The sequence below is a fragment of the Streptomyces sp. NPDC045998 genome, assembly GCF_056430285.1.
In genome coordinates this window covers 97,010-116,581 of record NZ_JBWKLJ010000003.1, presented here as the reverse complement: position 1 = coordinate 116,581, position 19,572 = coordinate 97,010, and the positions used below count along the sequence as shown (strand labels likewise).

Sequence of the window (19,572 nt, the reverse complement as noted above, 5' to 3'; positions counted from 1 at the left end):
ACGCGATCGACCGGGCCGCCCAGTAGGGTTGCCCACGTGGACGTCGGCGCGTGAGCGACCGGACGCCCGCAGATCTGACGAGGAGGCCATTGCCGCTAGGGAGAGCAGTTACCCCGGCAATGGCCTTCTTCGTATGTGCACGAGGAGATCTCCATGAATCAGGGCGCCGCACAAGGCGACGACAACCACGGCAAAAAGGCCGGCCGCTTCATGCTGAAGCTGTCCGGTGAGGCGTTCGCCGGCGGAGGCGGCCTCGGCGTCGACCCCGACGTCGTACACGCCATCGCACGCGAGATCGCCGCGGTCGTACGCGACGGCGCGGAGATCGCCGTAGTGATCGGCGGCGGCAACTTCTTCCGCGGCGCCGAGCTCCAGCAGCGCGGCATGGACCGGGCCCGCTCCGACTACATGGGCATGCTCGGTACGGTCATGAACTGCCTCGCCCTCCAGGACTTCCTGGAGAAGGAGGGCATCGACTCCCGCGTCCAGACCGCCATCACCATGGGCCAGGTCGCCGAGCCATACATCCCGCTCCGCGCCGTCCGTCACCTGGAGAAGGGCCGCGTCGTCATCTTCGGCGCCGGTATGGGCATGCCCTACTTCTCCACCGACACCACCGCCGCGCAGCGCGCCCTGGAGATCGACGCCGAGGCGCTTCTCATGGGCAAGAACGGTGTGGACGGGGTCTACGACTCCGACCCGAAGACCAACCCGGACGCGGTGAAGTTCGACGCGCTGGAGTACGGCGAGGTCCTCTCGCGCGACCTCAAGGTCGCCGACGCCACCGCCATCACCCTCTGCCGCGACAACAACCTCCCGATCCTGGTCTTCGAGCTGCTCGCGGCGGGCAATATCGCCCGCGCGGTGAAGGGTGAGAAGATCGGCACTCTCGTGAGCGACCAGGGCACCAGGAACTGACCCACCCTCCCCGGTGCCCTGATCCCGGGGATGGACAAAGCCCTGCCGGTCGGACACCGTGCAGAGCGTAAAGACGCGCCTACTCAAGACACGCAGGAGCAAGTGGTGATCGAAGAGACCCTCCTCGAGGCAGAGGAGAAGATGGAGAAGGCCGTCCTGGTCGCCAAGGAGGACTTCGCCGCGATCCGTACCGGACGGGCGCACCCCGCCATGTTCAACAAGATCGTCGCGGACTACTACGGCGCGGTGACCCCGATCAACCAGCTGGCGTCGTTCTCCGTGCCGGAGCCGCGCATGGCCGTGGTGACCCCGTTCGACAAGAGCGCGCTGCGCAACATCGAGCAGGCCATCCGCGACTCGGACCTCGGCGTCAACCCGAGCAACGACGGCAACATCATCCGGGTGGTGTTCCCCGAGCTCACCGAGGACCGCCGCCGCGAGTACATCAAGGTCGCCAAGGGCAAGGCCGAGGACTCGAAGGTGTCGATCCGCTCGGTGCGCCGCAAGGCCAAGGACGCCCTCGACAAGGCGGTCAAGGACGGCGACATCGGTGAGGACGAGGGCCGTCGCGCCGAGAAGGACCTCGAGGACCTCACCCACAAGTACGTCGCGCAGGTGGACGAGCTGCTCAAGCACAAGGAAGCCGAGCTGCTCGAGGTCTGATGAACGACTCTTCCTGGGGGACCCCGCCGAAAGGCGGCCACTGGGGTCCGCCCGACCAGGGGTACGCTCCGGGGGCACACGCCCCGGAGACCCCGGCGGGCCCCGCATATGAGGGGCATGAAGCGGGCCGGACCCGCCCCATGCCCGTCGTACCCGCCGATGTTCCCCCTGGCGGATACGCCGGAGGACACGTCGGCGGAGACCAGGACGACGACCACCGTGACCGGGGGACCGCTCGGCTGAGCGGTCCCCTGTTCCGTGACGAGATGCCGCAGGAGCCCATGCCCACGCCGCCGTCGGGAGCGACGCAGCCTCCGGAGCAGCCGGGTCAGCCGGGTCAGCCCCACCAGTCTCCGCCGAAGAAGCGGGCCGGGCGCGACCTGCGGGCCGCCATAGGGGTCGGCGTCGGCCTCGGCGCGGTCGTCATCGCGTCGCTCTTCATCCTCAAGGACGTGTTCGTCGGCGTCGTCGCGGTCGCCGTCGTGGTCGGGCTGTGGGAGCTCACCTCGCGCCTGCAGGAGCGCAAGTCCATCAAGGCCCCGCTCGTGCCGCTCGCGGTGGGCGGCGTGGCGATGGTCGTCGCCGGGTACGTACGCGGCGCCGAGGGCGCATGGGTGGCGATGGCGCTGACCGCGCTCGCCGTGCTCGTGTGGCGGATGACGGAACCGCCCGAGGGCTACCTCAAGGACGTCACCGCCGGTCTCTTCGCCGCCTTCTACGTGCCGTTCCTGGCGACCTTCGTGGCGCTGATGCTCACCGCCGACGACGGATCGTGGCGGGTGCTGACCTTCCTGCTGCTGACCGTGGTCAGTGACACCGGGGCGTACGCGGTCGGCTGGCGCTTCGGCAAGCGGAAGCTCGCGCCGCGCATCAGCCCCGGCAAGACGCGCGAGGGCCTGGTCGGCGCGGTGGCGTTCGCCATGGCGGCGGGCGCGCTGTGCATGGAGTTCGCCATCGACGGCGGCGCCTGGTGGCAGGGCCTGCTGCTGGGCCTCGCGGTCGCGGTGAGCGCCACGCTCGGCGACCTCGGCGAGTCGATGATCAAGCGGGACCTGGGCATCAAGGACATGGGCACCCTGCTCCCGGGCCATGGCGGCATCATGGACCGGCTGGACTCGCTGCTGCCGACGGCGCCGGTGGTGTGGCTGTTGCTGGTGTTGTTCGTGGGCACGGGTTGACGGTGGCCATGGCGCCACGCGGCGGTAGCCGCATATAGGCACGGTATGGACCGGCTGGACTCGCTGCTGCCGACGGCGCCGGTGGTGTGGCTGTTGCTGGTGCTGTTCGTCGGCACGGGTTGACGGGAACAGGCCGAACCGCCGTCCGGTTACCCTGGAAGGGCTCGTCGCATCGGAGCGGCGGGCCCTTTCGGCCCCGTGGCCCCTTCGGGACGGGGACCATCCGGTGAGGTCACCCGGCTCACGTACCGCGGCCTCGTCTTTACTGAGGAGTACCAGGTCATGCCACGCCCCGCCCCGGGAGAGCTCACCTTCGTCGCCCCCCGCGGGGCCGTGAAGCCGCCGCGGCACCTCGCCGACCTCACGCCCGCCGAGCGCAAGGAAGCCGTGGCCGCGATCGGCGAGAAGCCGTTCCGCGCCAAGCAGCTCTCCCAGCACTACTTCGCGCGGTACGCGCACGACCCCGCCGAGTGGACCGACATCCCGGCCGCCTCGCGCGAGAAGCTCGCCGCCGAGCTGCTGCCCGACCTCATGTCCGTCGTACGGCACATCTCGTGCGACGACGACACCACCCGCAAGACCCTGTGGCGCCTGCACGACGGCACGCTCGTCGAGTCGGTCCTCATGCGCTACCCGGACCGGGTGACCATGTGCATCTCGTCGCAGGCGGGCTGCGGCATGAACTGCCCCTTCTGCGCCACCGGCCAGGCCGGCCTCGACCGGAACCTGTCGACCGCCGAGATCGTGCACCAGATCGTCGACGGCATGCGGGCGCTCAGGGACGGCGAGGTGCCGGGCGGCCCCGCCCGCCTCTCCAACATCGTCTTCATGGGCATGGGCGAGCCGCTCGCCAACTACAAGCGGGTCGTGGGCGCCATCCGGCGGCTGACCGACCCCGAGCCCGACGGCCTCGGCCTGTCGCAGCGCGGCATCACCGTCTCCACCGTCGGCCTCGTGCCCGCGATGCTGCGCTTCGCCGACGAGGGCTTCAAGTGCCGCCTCGCCGTCTCGCTGCACGCGCCCGACGACGAGCTGCGCGACACCCTCGTGCCCGTCAACACCCGCTGGAAGGTCCGCGAGGTGCTGGACGCCGCCTGGGAGTACGCCGAGAAGTCCGGCCGCCGCGTCTCGATCGAGTACGCCCTCATCCGCGACATCAACGACCAGGCCTGGCGCGGCGACCTGCTGGGCCGCCTCCTCAAGGGCAAGCGCGTCCACGTCAACCTCATCCCGCTGAACCCGACCCCCGGCTCCAAGTGGACCGCCTCGCGCCCCGAGGACGAGAAGGCGTTCGTCGAGGCGATCGCCGCCCACGGCGTACCGGTCACCGTCCGGGACACCCGCGGGCAGGAGATCGACGGCGCCTGTGGACAGCTCGCGGCCGCGGAACGCTGACCTTGTAGTCTGAGCTCGAACACATCTGCATATTCCGACAGGGGAGCGCCACAGCGCTGAGAGTGCGGCAACCGTCCAGGCCGCAGACCCTCTGAACCTCGCCCAGGTCATTCTGGGTAGGAAGTTCGGTCGTTACTCGAGCTGTTGCGCCCTGCCCGCCGCACGATCGCGGCGGGCGGGGCCGCGTCTCTTCCTGGACACCCCCAGGAGGAATCTCAGTGAGCACCACCAAGAAGATCGCGGTCGGCGCGCTCGCCGCCGCGCTGGGCGTCACGACGCTCACCGCCTGCGGCGGAGAGTCCGCCAAGGACTCCGCCGGCGGCGGGACGAAGTCGAAGACCGTGACGCTCGTCAGCCACGACTCCTTCAACGCCTCTCCGGCCGTCCTGAAGGAGTTCACCAAGGAGACCGGCTACACCGTCAAGGTGCTGAAGAGCGGCGACGCCGGCGAGGCCGTCAACAAGGCGATCCTCACCAAGGGCGCCCCGCAGGGCGACGTCTTCTTCGGCGTCGACAACACCCTGCTGTCGCGCGCCCTCGACAACGGCCTCTTCGAGCCGTACGAGGCCAAGGGCCTCGACCGGGTCCCCGGTGACGTCCAGCTCGACCAGGACAAGCACCGTGTCACGCCGGTCGACACCGGCGACATCTGCGTCAACTACGACAAGAAGTACTTCGCGGACAAGAAGCTCGCGCCGCCGCAGACCTTCGACGACCTCGCCAAGCCGCAGTACAAGGACCTCCTCGTGGTCGAGAACCCCGAGCGGTCCTCGCCCGGCCTCGGCTTCCTGCTCGGCACGGCCGCGCAGTACGGCGACGACGGCTGGCAGGACTACTGGAAGAAGCTGAAGGCCAACGGCGTCAAGGTCGTCGACAGCTGGGAGCTCGCCTACAACCAGGAGTTCTCCGGCTCCGCCGGCGGCAAGCAGGCCAAGGGCGACCGGCCGCTCGTCGTGTCGTACGCCTCCAGCCCGCCGGTCGAGGTGCTGTACGCCACGCCGCAGCCGGCCGAGGCGCCGACCGGGGTCTCCACCGGCACCTGCTTCCGCCAGATCGAGTTCGCCGGCCTGCTGACGGGCGCGAAGAACCCGGACGGCGGCAAGGCCCTGATCGACTTCCTGATCGGGAAGAAGTTCCAGGACGACATGCCGCTCCAGATGTTCGTGCACCCGGTCGCGAAGGACGCGACGCTGCCGGAGCTGTTCACCAAGCACGGAGTGACGGTCGACAAGCCGCACACCCTGGCCCCTGCCAAGATCGCCGAGAACCGTGACCAGTGGATCAAGTCGTGGTCCTCGCTCGTCCTGAAGTAAGGCGTACGGGCCTGCGGGCGGGGCTCATGGTCCTGCCCGTGGCCTTCTTCGCCCTCTTCTTCGCCTACCCCGTCGCCGCGATCGTCGGCCGGGGCCTGCGGACGGGGGAGGGGGCCTGGGAGGTCGGGCGGCTCGGCGAGGTGCTGGGCCGCCCGGACATCCTGGACGTGCTCTGGTTCACCACCTGGCAGGCGCTCGCCTCCACCGCGCTGACCCTGCTGGTCGCGCTGCCGGGCGCGTACGTCTTCGCCCGCTTCGACTTCCCCGGCAAGCAGGTGCTGCGGGCGGTGGTGACCGTGCCGTTCGTGCTGCCGACCGTCGTCGTCGGCACCGCCTTCCTCGCGCTCGTCGGGCGGGGCGGGCTCCTCGACGGGCTGTGGGGCGTACGGCTGGACACCACGGTGTGGGCGATCCTGCTGGCGCACGTCTTCTTCAACTACGCCGTCGTCGTCCGCACGGTCGGCGGCCTGTGGGCGCAGCTCGACCCGCGCCAGGAGGAGGCCGCGCGGGTGCTCGGCGCCTCCCGGTTCGGGGCGTGGCGGCGGGTGACGCTGCCCGCGCTCGCGCCCGCCGTGGCCGCCGCGGCGCTGATGGTCTTCCTCTTCACGTACACCTCCTTCGGCGTCGTACAGATCCTCGGCGGGCCCGCGTACGCCACGCTGGAGGCGGAGATCTACCGGCAGACCGCCCAGCTGCTCGACCTGGAGACGGCGGCCGTGCTCACCCTGGTGCAGTTCGCCGCCGTGGGCGCCGTCCTCGCCGTGCACGCCTGGACCGTCCGCAGGCGGGAGACCGCGCTGAAGCTGGTGGACGCCGGACTGACCGCGCGGCGGCCGCGCGGGGCCGGGCAGTGGGCGCTGCTGGGTGCCGTCCTCGTGACGGTCGCGCTGCTGCTCGTGCTGCCGCTCGCGGTGCTCGTGCAGCGCTCCTTCGCCGGGGGGCTCGGCTACTACCGGGCCCTGCAGGACGCCGACGCGGGCGGCGGGACCTTCCTCGTGCCGCCCGTCGAGGCGATCGGGAACTCGCTCCAGTACGCCCTCGCCGCCACCGCGATCGCGCTGGCCGTCGGGGGGCTCGCGGCCGCGGCGCTCACCCGGCGGGCCGGGCGGCTGGTGCGCGGCTTCGACGCGCTGCTGATGCTGCCGCTCGGCGTGTCCGCCGTCACCGTCGGCTTCGGCTTCCTCATCACGCTGGACGAGCCGCCGCTCGACCTGCGCTCGTCGTGGATCCTGGTGCCGCTGGCCCAGGCCCTGGTCGGCGTGCCCTTCGTCGTACGGACCATGCTGCCGGTGCTGCGGGCCGTGGACGAGCGGCTGCGCGAGGCGGCGGCGGTGCTCGGGGCGTCGCCGTGGCGCGTGTGGCGCGAGGTGGACCTGCCGCTGGTGCGGCGGGCGCTGCTGGTGGCGGCGGGGTTCGCGTTCGCCGTGTCGCTGGGCGAGTTCGGGGCGACCGTCTTCATCGCGCGGCCCGACAACCCGACGCTGCCGGTGGCCGTCGCCCGGCTCCTCGGCCGGCCCGGGGAGCTCAACTACGGACAGGCCATGGCCCTGTCGACGATCCTCATGGTGGTGTGCGCGGTGGCGCTGCTGCTGCTCGAACGTATCCGTGTCAACCGCTCCGGGGAGTTCTGACCATGCTGCGCCTAGACGGCGTGACCGTACGCTTCGGGGCCCGCGCCGCCCTCGACGCGGTGGACCTCGCGGTCGCCGACCACGAGATCGTGTGCGTGCTGGGCCCGAGCGGCAGCGGCAAGTCGACCCTGCTGCGGGTCGTCGCGGGTCTCCAGCCCGTGGACGGCGGCCGGGTGCTGCTGGACGGCGCGGACCAGGCCGGGGTGCCGGTGCACCGGCGCGGCGTCGGGCTGATGTTCCAGGACCACCAGCTCTTCCCCCAGCGGGACGTCGCCGGGAACGTCGCCTTCGGGCTGCGCATGCGCGGCGCCCCGAAGCGGGAGCAGGCCGCCCGCGTGACCGAGCTGCTGGAGCTGGTGGGCCTGCCGGGCGCCGGGCGCCGGGCGGTGGCCGCGCTCTCCGGCGGCGAGCAGCAGCGCGTGGCCCTCGCCCGCGCCCTGGCGCCCAGCCCCCGGCTGCTCATGCTCGACGAGCCGCTGGGGCAGCTGGACCGGGGGCTGCGGGAGCGGCTCGTGGTGGAGCTGCGGCACCTGTTCGGGCGGCTCGGGACGACGGTGCTCGCCGTCACGCACGACCAGGGCGAGGCGTTCGCGCTCGCCGACCGGGTCGTCGTGATGCGCGCCGGGCGCGTCGAGCAGAGCGGCACGCCGCTGGAGGTGTGGCGCCGCCCGGCCTCCGAGTTCGTCGCCCGCTTCCTGGGCTTCGACAACGTGGTGGCGGCGACGGTCGCCGGCGAGGCGGCCGATACCGCGTGGGGCAAGGTCCCCGTGCCCGCCGGTGCCCCGCAGGGCGCCGCCCGCCTGCTCGTCCGCCCCGCCGGGGTCCGGCTCGGCGACCCGGCGGACGGCCTGCGCTGCCAGGTCGACGCCCGCACCTTCCGCGGCCACCACGTCGCCGTACGGCTCCGCCCGGAGACCGGCCCGCCGCTGGAGGCGGAGTGCGCCCTGCGCGACGCGCCGGAGGAGGGCGCGGTGGTCGGGGTGACGTTCGCGGCGGACGAGGTCGTGGTGCTGGACTGAGGCGGCGGGCGGCGGCGCGTCGTTGACGGTCCGTCAGCTCCCTGTCATGGTGGGCGCGGTCCGCACGGCACCCGAACCGTGGTGGGAGGGCTCCATGGACGCGTACGACATGCCGGCGATGGGGGTCGAGGAGGAGCTCCTCCTCGTCGACGCCGCGACCCTGGCCGCCGCGCCCGGCGCCCCGGCCGTACTGAAGCACTGCGCGAGCGCCCCCGGCGCGGCCGGCCGGTTCTCCGCGGAGATCACCACGCTGCAGGTGGAGACCAAGAGCGCCCCGCACCGCCACGCCCGCGACCTGGGCGACGAACTGCTCGCCCTGCGGCGCACGGTCGCCCGCGCCGCCGCGCGCGAAGGGCTGCGGGTCGTCGCGTCCGGGCTGCCCGTCCTCGGTGACGTCGTCCCGCCGCCCCTCACCGAAGGGGAGCGCTTCGCCGAGGGCATGGCGACCTACCGGGCCCTCCACGACGAGATGTCCATGTGCGCCTTCCAGGTGCACGTCGACATCCCCGACCTGCCCCGCGCCCTGGACGTCGGCAACCGGCTGCGCCCCTGGCTGCCGGTGCTGCTCGCGATGTCGGCCAACTCCCCGTACTTCGCGGGCCGCGACACCGGTTACGCCACCTGGCGGGCGCTCGCCTGGGGGCGCTGGCCGGTGGCGGGCCCGCCGCCGTACTTCCACTCGCCCGCGCATTACGAGGAGGTCCTCGGCGCCCTGGCCGAGTCGGGCGCGCTGGTCGACCGCGGCACCGTCTTCTGGGACGTACGCCCCTCGGCGCGGCTGCCCACCCTGGAGGTGCGCGTCGCCGACATGACCGGCACCGCGGCCGAATCGGCGTTCCTCGCGGCCCTGGTGCGCGCCCTGGTCACGGTGGCGCTGCGGGAGGGCGAGCGCGGGGAGCCCGCGCCCGCGCCGTCGGCGGAGGTGCTGCGCGCCGCCTACTGGCGGGCGGCCCGGGACGGGCTGGACGGCGTGGGGCTCGACGTGGCCACCGGCAGGGCCGTCCCCGCGCCGCTGCTCGCCGAGCGGATGGTCGCGTACGCCCGCCCGGCGCTGGTGCGCCACGGGGACGCCGACCTGGTGGAGACGGGGCTGCGGTGGCTCCTGCGCCACGGCTGCGGGGCCGCGCGGCAGCGGGCCGCGGCCGCCGCGGCGGGTTCGCTCGCCGGTGCCGTGCGGTGGCTGGCCGCGCAGACGGGGGCGGAGGGATTCCCCGACCCGGGCCGCCGTTGACGGGCCCTACGCACAGGACGGTCCCGCGCGCGGGACGGACGGCGTAGGCGTGGCGCAGTGGCCGGTGACCGCCCTGCGCGGCGGCCGCCACCGGGCGATGATGGCGGCACCATGCGATCCGGAGCGCGGCGGAGGGGGCAGGCGCCGATGGTGACAGCGGACGGGAAAGCCGGGACGGGCGAGCACCACCGCTACGTGGTGCTCGGGGCGGGGCCGGCGGGGCTCCAGCTCGGGTGCTTCCTGACGGCGGCCGGCGCCGATCACGTCGTACTGGAACGGGAGGACGCGCCCGGCGGCTTCTTCCGGCGCTACCCCCGCCACCGGCGGCTGATCTCCCTCAACAAGGTGCACACCGTCGAGGAGGACCCGGAGATCCGGCTCCGCTGGGACTGGAACTCGCTGCTGTCCCCCACCGCGCGGCCGCTGTTCCCCGACTACAGCGGCGACTGGTTCCCGCACGCCGACACCATGACCGCGTACCTGGAGGACTTCCAGCGCGCCCACGTCCCGCACGTACGTTTCGGGGCCGACGTCACGGAGATCCGCCGCGGCGGCGGCGGCTTCCGCCTGACCACCGCCGACGGACGCCTCTTCACCTGCGACTGCCTGATCGTCGCCACCGGGTGGGGCGGCCCGTACGTCCCCGCCGTCAAGGGGATCGAGTACGCGCAGGGCTACGAGTCCGCGCCCCTCGACCCCGAGGCGTACCGGGGCAAGCGCGTCCTGATCATCGGCAAGGGCAACTCCGCCTTCGAGACCGCGACCCCGCTCCTCGACCACGCGGCCCTCCTCCACCTCGCCTCCCCGCACCCGACGCGCCTGGCCTGGCACAGCAAGCACCCCGGCGACGTACGCGGACAGTACGGCGCGCTGCTGGACGGCTACTGGTTCAAGACCCTGCACGGGGTCCTGGAGTGCGAGATCGACGAGATACGCCCGGCCGGCGACGCGTACCGGGTCGACATCACCTACACCCTCGCCGAGGGGGAGCGCGAGTCGCTGGAGTACGACACCGTCATCCGGTGCACCGGCTTCCGGATGGACGACACGCCCTTCGGCGAGGACTGCCGCCCGGAGCTCGTGGCGTCGGGGCGCTTTCCCGCGACCGGGCCGGACTGGCAGTCGGCCAACGTCGACGGGCTCTACTTCGCCGGCACCCTCGCCCAGGCCCGCGACACCAAGCACGCCGCCTCGCCCTTCATCGACGGCTTCCGCTACAACCTGCGCACCCTGGCGCGCCTCCTCGCCGAGCGGTACGACGGTCGCCCGCTGGAGTACGCCGTCGTCGACGCCGATCCCGACCGTCTCGCCGACACGATGCTGGACCGCGTCAACTGGTCCTCGGCGCTGTGGACCCAGTTCGAGTACCTGGTCGACGTGTTCGTCCTCGACACCGTTGACGGGCGCGTACGCGTACGGCACTACGAGGACCTGCCCGAGGACTACGCGGTGGCCCGCTTCGGCGACCGCGAGGACTTCTACACCCTGGGCCTGCGCTGGGGCCGCCAGGAGCACGCCGACATCTTCGCCATCCGCCGCAGCCCCGTGCCCGAGCGGGCCCACGAGTCGGCGTTCCTCCACCCGGTGATCCGCCGCTACAGGCACGGCGAGATCGCCGCCGAGCGCCACCTGCTGGAGGACCTGCGCGCCCTGTGGCGCCGCCCCGACCGGCACGTGGAGCCGCTGCGGGCCTTCCTGCGGGAGCAGGAGCGGTAGGGCCGCCGCCGCCGAGGCGGCCCCGCCCGACCGGGGGCGGGGCCGCCCGCGCATCAGCGGGACGCCACCTTCGGCACCTGCTCCGTCACCCCCGCCGGTACGGGCGCGTACCCGGCCGGCCGCGTGGTGAAGGTGCCGCGGCCCTGGGTGCGGCCCCGCAGCCGGGACGCGTAACCGAACAGCTCCGCCAGCGGCACGGTCGCCGTGAGCACGGCGGTGCCGGCCCGGGTGGTGGAGCCCGACACCCGGCCGCGGCGTGCCGCCAGGTCGCCGAGCACACCGCCCACGGCGTCGTCGGGCACGGTCACCGTGACCTCGACGACCGGTTCGAGCAGCGTCACCACGCTCGCGCGCAGCGCCTCACGCAGCGCCAGCCGGCCGGCGGTGCGGAAGGCCGTCTCGGACGAGTCCTTGACGTGCGTGGCCCCGTCGGTCAGGGTCACCCGCACCCCGGTCACCGGATGGCCGCCCAGCGGCCCCTCGGCTAGGGCGTCCCGGCAGCCGGCCTCCACGGCCCGGACGTACTCCTGCGGTACGCGCCCGCCCACGACGGCCGACCGGAAGACGAACCCTTCGTCCCCGCTCTCTTGCTCGCCGTCGGCCGGTTCGACGTCCAGGACGACATGGGCGAACTGGCCCGCGCCGCCGTCCTGTTTGACGTGCCGGTACGTCAGCCCGGACACCCCGCGCACGACCGTCTCCCGATAGGCCACGCGCGGCCGGCCGACCCGGACCTCCAGGCCGTGGGCCCGGCGGACCTTCTCCACCGCCACCTCCAGGTGCAGTTCGCCCATCCCCGACAGCACCGTCTGACCCGTCTCCGGGTCGGTCCGCACCGTCAGCGACGGGTCCTCCTCGACCAGCCGGGCCAGCGCCGTCGCCAGCCGGTCGGTGTCCAGGCCGCGGCGGGGCTCCACCGCAACCGACACGACCGGGTCCGTCACCGTGGGCGGCTCCAGGACCAGCGGGTCGCCGGGCGCGCACAGGGTGGTCCCGGCGCGGGCGCCCTTCAGCCCCACCACCGCGACGATGTCCCCGGCCGACGCCCGGTCCACCTCCGCGTGCCGGTCGGCCTGGACGCGCAGGATCCGGCCGATCCGCTCCGTACGGCCCGTGCCCATGTCCAGCACCGCGTCCCCCTTCCGTACCGTGCCCGCGTACACGCGCAGGCAGGACAGCCGGCCGGTGGCGGTCGCCTGCACCTTGAAGACCAGCGCGGCGAACGGCGCCCCGGGGTCGGCGGGCCGCTCCCGCACCGCGCCGTCCAGCGTGCCGCGCACCGGCGGGACGTCCGCGGGCGACGGGAGGTACGCCACGACGGCGTCCAGCAGCGGCTCGACCCCGCGGTCGCGGTACGCCGCACCGCACAGCACCACCACGCCCTCGCCCCCGAGGGTCAGGTCGCGCAGCGCCGCGGCGAGCGTCCCGTCCGATACCCCGGACCCGGTGCAGAACTCCTCCAGCGCCGCCGGATGGAGCTCCGCCACGGCCTCCTCCAACAGCCGGCGGCGCCGGTACGCCTCGTCGCGGAGCGCGTCGGGGACCGGGCCTTCCGCGTACGAGCCGGCGCCTTCCCCCTCCCAGAGCAGCGCGCGCATGCGGACCAGGTCCACCACGCCCGTGAAACCTCCCTCGCGGCCGATCGGCAGCTGGACCACCAGCGGGACCGCGCCCAGCCGGTCCCGCAAGGAGGCGACCGCCGTGTCGAGGTCGGCACCGGCCCGGTCGAGCTTGTTGACGAAGGCGATACGCGGCACGCCGTGCCGGTCGGCCTGGCGCCACACCGCCTCGCTCTGCGGCTCGACGCCCGCGACGGCGTCGAACACCACGACCGCTCCGTCGAGGACCCGCAGCGATCTGGCCACCTCGTCGGAGAAGTCGACGTGGCCGGGTGTGTCGATGAGGTTGATCCGGTGGCCGTCCCAGACGCAGCCGACCGCCGCGGCGAAGATGGTGATCCCCCGGTCGCGTTCCTGCGGGTCGAAGTCCGTGACGGTCGTCCCGTCGTGGACCTCGCCGCGCTTGTGGGTGGCGCCGGTGGCGTACAGGATCCGTTCGGTGAGGGTGGTCTTCCCGGCGTCGACGTGGGCGAGGATGCCGAGGTTGCGTACGGTACGCATGGGCGTGCGCATGGCCTGGGGCCTTTCGGGTGATCGCGAACAGGGCGGCGCGATTCCCGGGACGGGCGGACCGGGGCACGCCGACGCGGGCGTGCGTCGGCGTGCGGCGGCGAGGGTGAGGTGTCAGATGCTCGTCACGGGCATCCGGTGGCGGCCGCGCAGCCGCCACCGGGCCCACGAGGACACCGGGATCACGTCGTACCGCGACCGGGGAACGGCGACGGCGGTGTGGTCACGCACGTCGGGCTCCCTTCGATGGCCGGTCGGCTCGATGGCCGGATGGCGCGCCGCGATCGTGTGACGGCGCGTCAGCGAGAGTAGCGAGCCGAGCCGGCCCGGGGCACCGGATTTTCCGGCGCGGCTCTTTCCGGCGCGGCTCTTTTCGCGGGGTTCACCGGCCGGGGGACCACGGAGCGGGGCCCGTGCCCTCCGTCCAGGCGTCGAGCGCCGCGCGGTCGCAGCAGACGATGCCGCACTGGGCGGCGTACTCCGCGGCCGGTTCGGTGAAGTCGCTGCTCGTCACGAGGGCGGCGACGTCGGCTTCGTGGACCGCGAAGCAGGTGCCGCCGAAGCGCTGGAGGTCCTGGGAGCCGACCTTGTTGCCCGGGCCGTAGTGCTTGCACTGGAGCACCACGCGCCGCCCGTCGGGCGCGGTGGCGACCACGTCGGCGCCGAGGTCGCCCGCGCCGCCGACGACTTCGACGTCCACGCAGCCGTCCCGGACGCAGAGCTCCGCCACGGCCAGCTCGAACGCGTTCGGGTCCATGGCGTCGTAGTCGACGGGGTCCGCGGGAGCCTTCGCGGCGGCGGCCCGGCGGCGGTGGCGCGCCGCGGCCCGGACCAGGACCGCGGCGACCGCCACCAGGCCGAGGGCCGCGAGCACGGCGCCCGGCACGCCCGACGCGTCGTCGGCGGCGGCGCGGGCGATGGTCGCGGTGCCGCAGAGGACGATGCCCACCAGCCCGGCGGCCAGCACGACGTCACGCAGCCGGAGGCGCGGGCGCCGGAAAGGGGCACCGGGGCGGGCGGCGGCCCCGGTGCCCGTGGAAGCCGGTCCTGTGGAGGCCGGCGGGCGAGTGGAGGTCGTCACAGCGGCCTTCCGCTCAGGACCGCGACAGGCGCGGGCGCGGCACATGGCGGCCGCCGCGCGCCTCCGGGTGCCGGTGGGGCGTCCGGCGCCCGTCGGCTATCAGCTCGTCGAAGAGGCGACGGGCTTCGAGCAGTTCGGTACGCAGCTGCTCCGTGCCGGTACTGGCGCTGGTACCGGCGCCGACGCCGTCCGCCGCGCCCGTGGCCCGGCCGCGTACGCGGCGGTAGGCGTCGACGCTCCCGGCGTGGTGCACCGACAGGGCGGCCACCTGCTCGTCGTGGGCGTGGTCGGCGGCGGCGGGGAAGCCGCGCTCCTGCGCCAGCCCGTCCAGCAGCGCGCCCGCCTCCGCGACCGCTTCGCGCGGCGCGTCCACGAACCGCTTCTGCAGCGCCTCCCAGCGCTCGGTGTACCGCTCGCGGGCCTCGGGCGCGAGCGGCTGGAGCCGCAGGCGGCCGTACCGCTCGACCCGCCCGGCGAGCTCCCGCTCGGCGGCCTCGGTGTCGCCGCCGTGGCGGGCGACGGCCAGGTCGTACTCGGGCCCGAACCGCTGCTTCAGCGCGGGGCCGTCGAGCCCGCGTGACCGGCTCTTCCAGAAGTACAACGCCGCGCCCGCGAGGGCCACCAACACCACGAGGGCGACGACGATCAGGACAGTGGACATGGACTGCCTTCCTCGATCCGCTTGTGCCCAAAGGCTGTTGGTCTCGCAGGTTGCCCCGATTCCGCCCCCGAAACGGCGCCCGGCCCACCGCCTCCCGCGTGCTCCTACGCGGCCGTCAGCCGCGCCAGCGCCTCCGGGGCCTCGTCCACCGTGTCCACCAGCGCGATCCGGGCCTCCATTGAACGCTCGGCGGCCAGCGCCCGCAGCAGGGGCCAGGCCGGCAGGTGGTCCGTCCAGTGCGTGCGGTTCACCAGCACCATGGGGGTCGGCTCCCCGCGCGACTCGTAGTAGTTGGGGGTCGTGTTGTCGAAGATCTCCTGCACGGTGCCGGCCGCGCCGGGCAGGAAGACGACGCCCGCGGTGCAGCGGGCCAGCAGGCCGTCCTCACGTGTGGCGTTGGAGAAGTACTTGGCGATGTGCCCGGCGAACGCGTTCGGCGGCTCGTGCCCGTAGAACCACGTCGGGATGCCCACCGAGTCGCCGCCCCCGGGCCGGCGCGACCGCACCTCGAACGCCGCGCGCGCCCAGTCGCCCACCGACGCGCCGTACGACGGCTCCTTGCCGAGGAGCAGCAGCGCCTCCTCCAGCATGGCGTCCTCGAACGGGGCGGCGTACGCGCCCAGGTTGGCCGCCTCCATCGCGCCGGGCCCGCCGCCGGTCGCGACCGTCAGCCCGGTGCGGGCGAGGGTGCGGCCGAGGCGCGCCGCACCGGCGTACGCGTCGGTGCCGCGCGCCATGGCGTGGCCGCCCATCACGCCGACGACCCGCGCCCCGGCGAGGTGTTCGTCGAGCGCGTCGGAGACCGAGTCGTCGTGCACGGCGCGCAGCATCGAGGCGAAGACGTCCCCGTCCGCCTTGGTCCGCTGGAACCACGCGTACGCGCGGGCGTCGGCCGTCGCCTCGTACCCGCCGCCGTCGAGGCCGGCGTACAGCTCGTCCGGGGAGTACAGCAGGCCGCGATAGGGGTCGAACGGCAGGTCCGGTACGGGCGGGAAGACGAGCGCCCCCTCGGCGCGCACCTTCGCCGCCGCGTCCGGCTCCATCGGGCAGCCGAGGAATATCGCGCCGGTCACCGGGGTGGCGAGCAGCGCGGACGTACGGTCCGTCAGGTCGACGGACTGGACGCGGTATCCCACGAGACCGCCGCGCGCGACGACCTCGTCGAACTCCCGCAGGGTCTCGATCTCACGGTCGTGGCCGTGCCGGTGAGTGTGTGCCATGCGGCCACGATAGGCGTCACCGAGCCGGTCGGCCGGACCTGTGGATAACCACCTCCGGGTGCTCCGCCGACGGGCGGTCCAGGAGGGGCTGCGCCGCGCCCTTGAGGTGGAGGTCGAAGAAGGCCGCCACGTAGCGGCGGGTGATCGCCTGCGAGCGGTCGCCCGACAGCGGCTCGTCCGGCGGGAGGAGGCCCAGCTGGTCGGCGAGGACGGGTACGTCGGTGAAGGTGTAGTGCCCGGAACCGGTCACCGTCAGCCAGCGCTTCCAGCCGTCGAGGCTCGGCCAGCTCTCCACCCACGAGTCGTGGTTCTTCTCGGTGCCCATGACCATGAAGGGCCGGCCGCCGAGACCGCCGGCGGGCACCGCGCCGAAGAAGCCGCCGTCCAGGTTGGCCCCCGCGCGCACGCGGGGGTCGCCCGCCATGGTGGCGGCGGCGGAGGCGCCGCCGACGGAGTGGCCCGCCATGCCGATCCGCGTGCGGTCGATCAGGCGCGCGTGCCGCCACGCCGGGTGCCGACCGGTGAGCCGGTCGATCAGGAACGAGACGTCCAGGGCGCGGGGGCGCGGAACCGCCTCCATCCCGGCCTCCGGCACCTTGTCGCAGGCGACGCAGGTGAGGAGCCGGCCGCCGGGGAACGCGGTGCCCACCGACTCGTGGGCGTGGTCGACGGCGGCGACGACGTACCCCCGGCTCGCCAGGTCCTCGGCGAGCAGTGTGAGGGTCGCGCGGTTTGCGGTGAAGCCGGGCGACAGGACGACGAGCGGGAAGGTGCCGCGTGCGGGGGCCGCGCCCGGGCGGGCGTGCGTACGGGTGCCGGCGAGCGTCTCGGCCGGCACCGTGCCGGCGAGCTTCCGGTCCTCCAGGAAGGCCCGCGCCTCCTCGGTGGTCATGTACGGCGCCGTCCGGCCGTGTCCGGGGCGGGCCGGGTAGTACAGCGAGACCATCAGTTCCCGCGCCCCGGCCTCCGGGACCCACGGGTCCGGGCGGCCCGAGTCCACCAGGTGCAGGGTGTCGCGCCCCACGGCCAGCGGCCCGGTGGGGCGGGGCAGTTCGAGGCGTACGCGCTCGCCCACGGCGGGCGGAGCGACGGCGTGGGGCGGCGTGGCGGGCGCGGGTAACGCCTGGGCCGTGCCGGCGCCGAGGGCGAGGAGGGACAGGCCGATCAGGGCGGCGGTGGCGCCGCGGGGCAGCCGGTTCACGCGGATCACGCTAGGCAGCGGGCGCTGCGGCCACCTCCTCCCGTGAGCCCGTCCCTCGGTCCGTCCTGGGACGGACCGGAGGCCCCCCGTCGTTCCGGGGACGGACGGCCCCCTACGACCGGGGTGCGGGTGGAGGCACCGGAGCCGGGCGCCTCACCGGCGCAGCGGGAGCGCCGCCAGCTCCGCGACGGCCCAGGTCAGTGGCGCGAACACCACCAGCAGCACCAGGGCGCGCAGGCCCGCGGCCATGCGCAGCAGGGCGCGCGAGGCGCCCAGGCGCAGCAGCGCGTCCTTGGTGTCGACACGGGTCTGGCGGGACTCCAGCGCCGCGGTGAGCAGGGTGGCCGCGGCGCAGCCGAGGACGAGGCTCGCGCCCAGTCCGGTCAGCGGGCCGAAGGGGCGCACGCTCCCGTCCCCGTACAGCATCGTCGCGGTGAGGGTGGCGGACGCCACGGCGCAGGCCACGCCCAGCGGCCGCCCGATGCGCCGGGCCTCCGCCATCAGGGCCCGCCCGGCCAGCAGTCGCGTGGCGCCCGGCCGCAGCGCCTGGAGGGCCCGCCCGCACAGGTGGGCGACGCCCGGCCCGGTGAGGACGAGGCCCACGGCGGTGAGCACCCACCCGCCGAGCACGCCGCGGGGAGGCACCGCCGCCTCGGCGGAGGCGCCGCGCGCCGCGTACGTCCCGAGGGCGAGGCCGACCGCCATCAGGGCCACGCCCCACGGCAGGTCGGCCGGGGTGGTCAGGGGGCGGCGCGCGGCCGGCTCCTCGTGCTCCCGCGGGGCGCCCCCGTCCCGGGGGAGGGGCGTGCGGCGCGGGCGCAGCACCAGGGCCGCCGCCGTGGAGGCGGTCAGCGGGACGACGGCGAGCAGGGTGAGCGCGCCCGCCAGGGGCAGCGGCTGCCCGGCCGCCAGCAGCTCGGACGCCGCCCCGTCGAACGGCAGACCCGTGAGGTCGCCGCGCAGGTGCAGGAAGACCAGCAGGGCGACCGCCGAGCCCAGCGCGCTGGACACGGCGGTCGACGCGGCGGCGAGCGCGGTCATGCGCGCGGGGCCGAGCCCGATCGCCGACAGGCCCGGGCGCGGCCGCGTACCGGGGTCCGTACGGGCCACGGCGACGGCGAGGTGCACGGTCGCCGCCAGCGGCAGCGCGCACCACAGCAGGCGCCGCAGGGCGGCGGCGGACTCGCCGGGGTGGCCGACGGCGTACCCCAGCGCGCACAGCAGCAGGAAGCCGACCCCGGCCGAGGCGGCCGCGACGAGCAGCCTGCGGAGCAGGACCAGGGGGTGGGCGCCCAGGGCTAGACGGAGAGCGAGCACGCGTCGCGCCCCTCCGCGTCGTGGAGCCGTACGGCGTCGGCGTTGACGCGCCGCCCGTCGAGGAGGTGGAGGGTGCGGTCGGCGACGGCGGCCACGTCCGCGTCGTGCGTGGCGAGGATCACGGTGATCCGGTGCGAGCGGGCGGCGGCGGTCAGCGTCCGCAGCACCTGCGCCCGGTCGGCGCGGTGCAACGGCGCGGTGGGCTCGTCGGCGAAGAGCACCGTCGGCATGGGCACCAGGGCGCGGGCGACGGCGACGCGCTGGCGCTGTGCCTGGGTCAGCGCGGTGGGGCGCTTGCGGGCGCAGTCGCCGATGTCGAGCCGCTCCAGCCACTCCATGGCGGCGGCCTTGGCGGCGCGGTGCGAGGAGCCGCGCAGCAGCAGCGGCAGGGCGGCGTTCTCCCAGGCCCGCAGCTCGGGGAGGAGGGCGGGGTGCGGGTCGATCCAGCCGAGCCGGTCGCGGCGCAGCCGCTCGCGCTGGAGGGCGTTCATGGTGTGGACGGGGGTGCTGTTGAACCAGACCTCGCCGTCCTGGGGGACGAGCTGGCCGGAGAGGCAGCGCAGCAGTGTCGTTTTGCCACACCCCCGGGGGCCCGTCACGGCGAGGATCTCGCCCTCGCGCACACCGAGCGAGACACCGCTGAGGGCGGGGGAGCCGCTGTGGGTGTGGTGGAGGGAACGTGCCCAGAGCACGTCGTTGTCCGGCGGGGCCACCATGGCGTACACCTCGGTCTCAGCTCGTATCGGATTCCCCCGTACGGGGGAACGAAGGTCAGGCCGATCGGTCACTGCGCACCGTAGGAATACATGACCGGGCGTACGAAAAGCACACGGCCCGGGTCGCCCACATCACTCGGATGGGGCAAACCCGGGCCGCGTTCAGCCTACGATCGGACGATC

At 74.1% G+C, this 19,572-nt stretch carries 16 protein-coding genes; 9 read left to right on the top strand and 7 right to left on the bottom strand.

Translation table 11 applies throughout. The features are described 5' to 3' along the window. Window positions 1-153: 153 nt before the first annotated feature. The 9 genes from pyrH to AC07FJ_RS09485 all read left to right on the top strand — a co-directional run bounded on the left by pyrH (window position 154) and on the right by AC07FJ_RS09485 (window position 11,064). Window positions 154-918, top strand: a complete 765-nt coding sequence (gene pyrH, locus AC07FJ_RS09525; RefSeq protein ID WP_355356225.1) for a UMP kinase — start codon at window positions 154-156, stop codon at window positions 916-918. Between the two features lie 105 nt (window positions 919-1,023). Continuing rightward, on the top strand, window positions 1,024-1,581 hold the full coding sequence (frr, locus tag AC07FJ_RS09520; protein WP_361428042.1) for a ribosome recycling factor: 558 nt from the start codon (window positions 1,024-1,026) through the stop codon (window positions 1,579-1,581). Next, window positions 1,581-2,759: a phosphatidate cytidylyltransferase gene (locus AC07FJ_RS09515; protein WP_479047112.1), complete on the top strand. Its 1,179-nt coding sequence runs from the start codon at window positions 1,581-1,583 to the stop codon at window positions 2,757-2,759. The genes frr and AC07FJ_RS09515 overlap by 1 nt, the downstream gene beginning before the upstream one ends. A 282-nt stretch (window positions 2,760-3,041) precedes the next feature. Then, window positions 3,042-4,154 carry a dual-specificity RNA methyltransferase RlmN gene (rlmN, locus tag AC07FJ_RS09510; protein ID WP_355356219.1) on the top strand — a complete coding sequence of 371 codons (1,113 nt, stop codon included), beginning with the start codon at window positions 3,042-3,044 and terminating at the stop codon, window positions 4,152-4,154. 218 nt (window positions 4,155-4,372) lie between these two features. Then, complete coding sequence (locus AC07FJ_RS09505; protein WP_479047110.1) at window positions 4,373-5,467, top strand: thiamine ABC transporter substrate-binding protein; 1,095 nt, start codon at window positions 4,373-4,375, stop codon at window positions 5,465-5,467. An 11-nt stretch (window positions 5,468-5,478) separates the two neighbouring features. Continuing rightward, the gene (locus AC07FJ_RS09500; RefSeq protein ID WP_479048277.1) at window positions 5,479-7,098 is read left to right on the top strand and encodes an ABC transporter permease; all 1,620 of its coding nucleotides are present in this window, start codon (window positions 5,479-5,481) and stop codon (window positions 7,096-7,098) included. 2 nt (window positions 7,099-7,100) lie between these two features. Beyond that, entirely contained in the window at window positions 7,101-8,117 is a 1,017-nt protein-coding gene (locus AC07FJ_RS09495; RefSeq protein ID WP_479047108.1) for an ABC transporter ATP-binding protein, read from the top strand. Window positions 8,118-8,163: 46 nt separating this feature from the next. Then, window positions 8,164-9,348 (top strand): carboxylate-amine ligase, encoded by a 1,185-nt coding sequence (locus tag AC07FJ_RS09490; RefSeq protein WP_479047105.1) that lies wholly within the window; start codon window positions 8,164-8,166, stop codon window positions 9,346-9,348. Between the two features lie 147 nt (window positions 9,349-9,495). Continuing rightward, window positions 9,496-11,064, top strand: a complete 1,569-nt coding sequence (locus tag AC07FJ_RS09485) for an NAD(P)-binding domain-containing protein (protein ID WP_479047104.1) — start codon at window positions 9,496-9,498, stop codon at window positions 11,062-11,064. 53 nt (window positions 11,065-11,117) lie between these two features. On the opposite strand, the gene fusA is transcribed toward AC07FJ_RS09485, so the two are convergent. The 7 genes from fusA to AC07FJ_RS09450 form a co-directional block, all read right to left on the bottom strand. Continuing rightward, window positions 11,118-13,184: an elongation factor G gene (fusA, locus tag AC07FJ_RS09480; RefSeq protein WP_479047101.1), complete on the bottom strand. Its 2,067-nt coding sequence runs from the start codon at window positions 13,182-13,184 to the stop codon at window positions 11,118-11,120. A gap of 391 nt (window positions 13,185-13,575) precedes the next feature. Next, entirely contained in the window at window positions 13,576-14,274 is a 699-nt protein-coding gene (locus AC07FJ_RS09475; protein ID WP_479047099.1) for a restriction endonuclease, read from the bottom strand. A gap of 13 nt (window positions 14,275-14,287) precedes the next feature. Next, window positions 14,288-14,935, bottom strand: coding sequence for a hypothetical protein (locus AC07FJ_RS09470; protein WP_479047096.1), 648 nt, complete (start codon window positions 14,933-14,935; stop codon window positions 14,288-14,290). Window positions 14,936-15,039: 104 nt separating this feature from the next. Then, entirely contained in the window at window positions 15,040-16,155 is a 1,116-nt protein-coding gene (locus AC07FJ_RS09465) for an LOG family protein (protein ID WP_479047094.1), read from the bottom strand. A gap of 16 nt (window positions 16,156-16,171) precedes the next feature. Further along, window positions 16,172-17,356 carry an alpha/beta hydrolase family protein gene (locus tag AC07FJ_RS09460; RefSeq protein WP_479047091.1) on the bottom strand — a complete coding sequence of 395 codons (1,185 nt, stop codon included), beginning with the start codon at window positions 17,354-17,356 and terminating at the stop codon, window positions 16,172-16,174. 153 nt (window positions 17,357-17,509) lie between these two features. Beyond that, a complete protein-coding gene (locus tag AC07FJ_RS09455) occupies window positions 17,510-18,673 on the bottom strand; it encodes a hypothetical protein (RefSeq protein WP_479047089.1) in 1,164 nt (387 codons plus the stop codon). After that, complete coding sequence (locus AC07FJ_RS09450) at window positions 18,655-19,389, bottom strand: ABC transporter ATP-binding protein (RefSeq protein ID WP_479047087.1); 735 nt, start codon at window positions 19,387-19,389, stop codon at window positions 18,655-18,657. Before AC07FJ_RS09450 ends, AC07FJ_RS09455 begins: the two co-directional genes overlap by 19 nt. Window positions 19,390-19,572 lie beyond the last annotated feature (183 nt).

Coding starts and splice junctions, on each gene's coding strand:
- pyrH (WP_355356225.1), top strand. CDS start 154: ATGAATCAGGGCGCCGCACAAGGCGACGACAACCACGGCAAAAAGGCC.
- AC07FJ_RS09515 (WP_479047112.1), top strand. CDS start 1,581: ATGAACGACTCTTCCTGGGGGACCCCGCCGAAAGGCGGCCACTGGGGT.
- rlmN (WP_355356219.1), top strand. CDS start 3,042: ATGCCACGCCCCGCCCCGGGAGAGCTCACCTTCGTCGCCCCCCGCGGG.
- AC07FJ_RS09495 (WP_479047108.1), top strand. CDS start 7,101: ATGCTGCGCCTAGACGGCGTGACCGTACGCTTCGGGGCCCGCGCCGCC.
- AC07FJ_RS09490 (WP_479047105.1), top strand. CDS start 8,164: ATGGTGGGCGCGGTCCGCACGGCACCCGAACCGTGGTGGGAGGGCTCC.
- AC07FJ_RS09485 (WP_479047104.1), top strand. CDS start 9,496: ATGGTGACAGCGGACGGGAAAGCCGGGACGGGCGAGCACCACCGCTAC.
- fusA (WP_479047101.1), bottom strand. CDS start 13,184: ATGCGTACCGTACGCAACCTCGGCATCCTCGCCCACGTCGACGCCGGG.
- AC07FJ_RS09470 (WP_479047096.1), bottom strand. CDS start 14,935: ATGTCCACTGTCCTGATCGTCGTCGCCCTCGTGGTGTTGGTGGCCCTC.
- AC07FJ_RS09465 (WP_479047094.1), bottom strand. CDS start 16,155: ATGGCACACACTCACCGGCACGGCCACGACCGTGAGATCGAGACCCTG.
- AC07FJ_RS09450 (WP_479047087.1), bottom strand. CDS start 19,389: ATGGTGGCCCCGCCGGACAACGACGTGCTCTGGGCACGTTCCCTCCAC.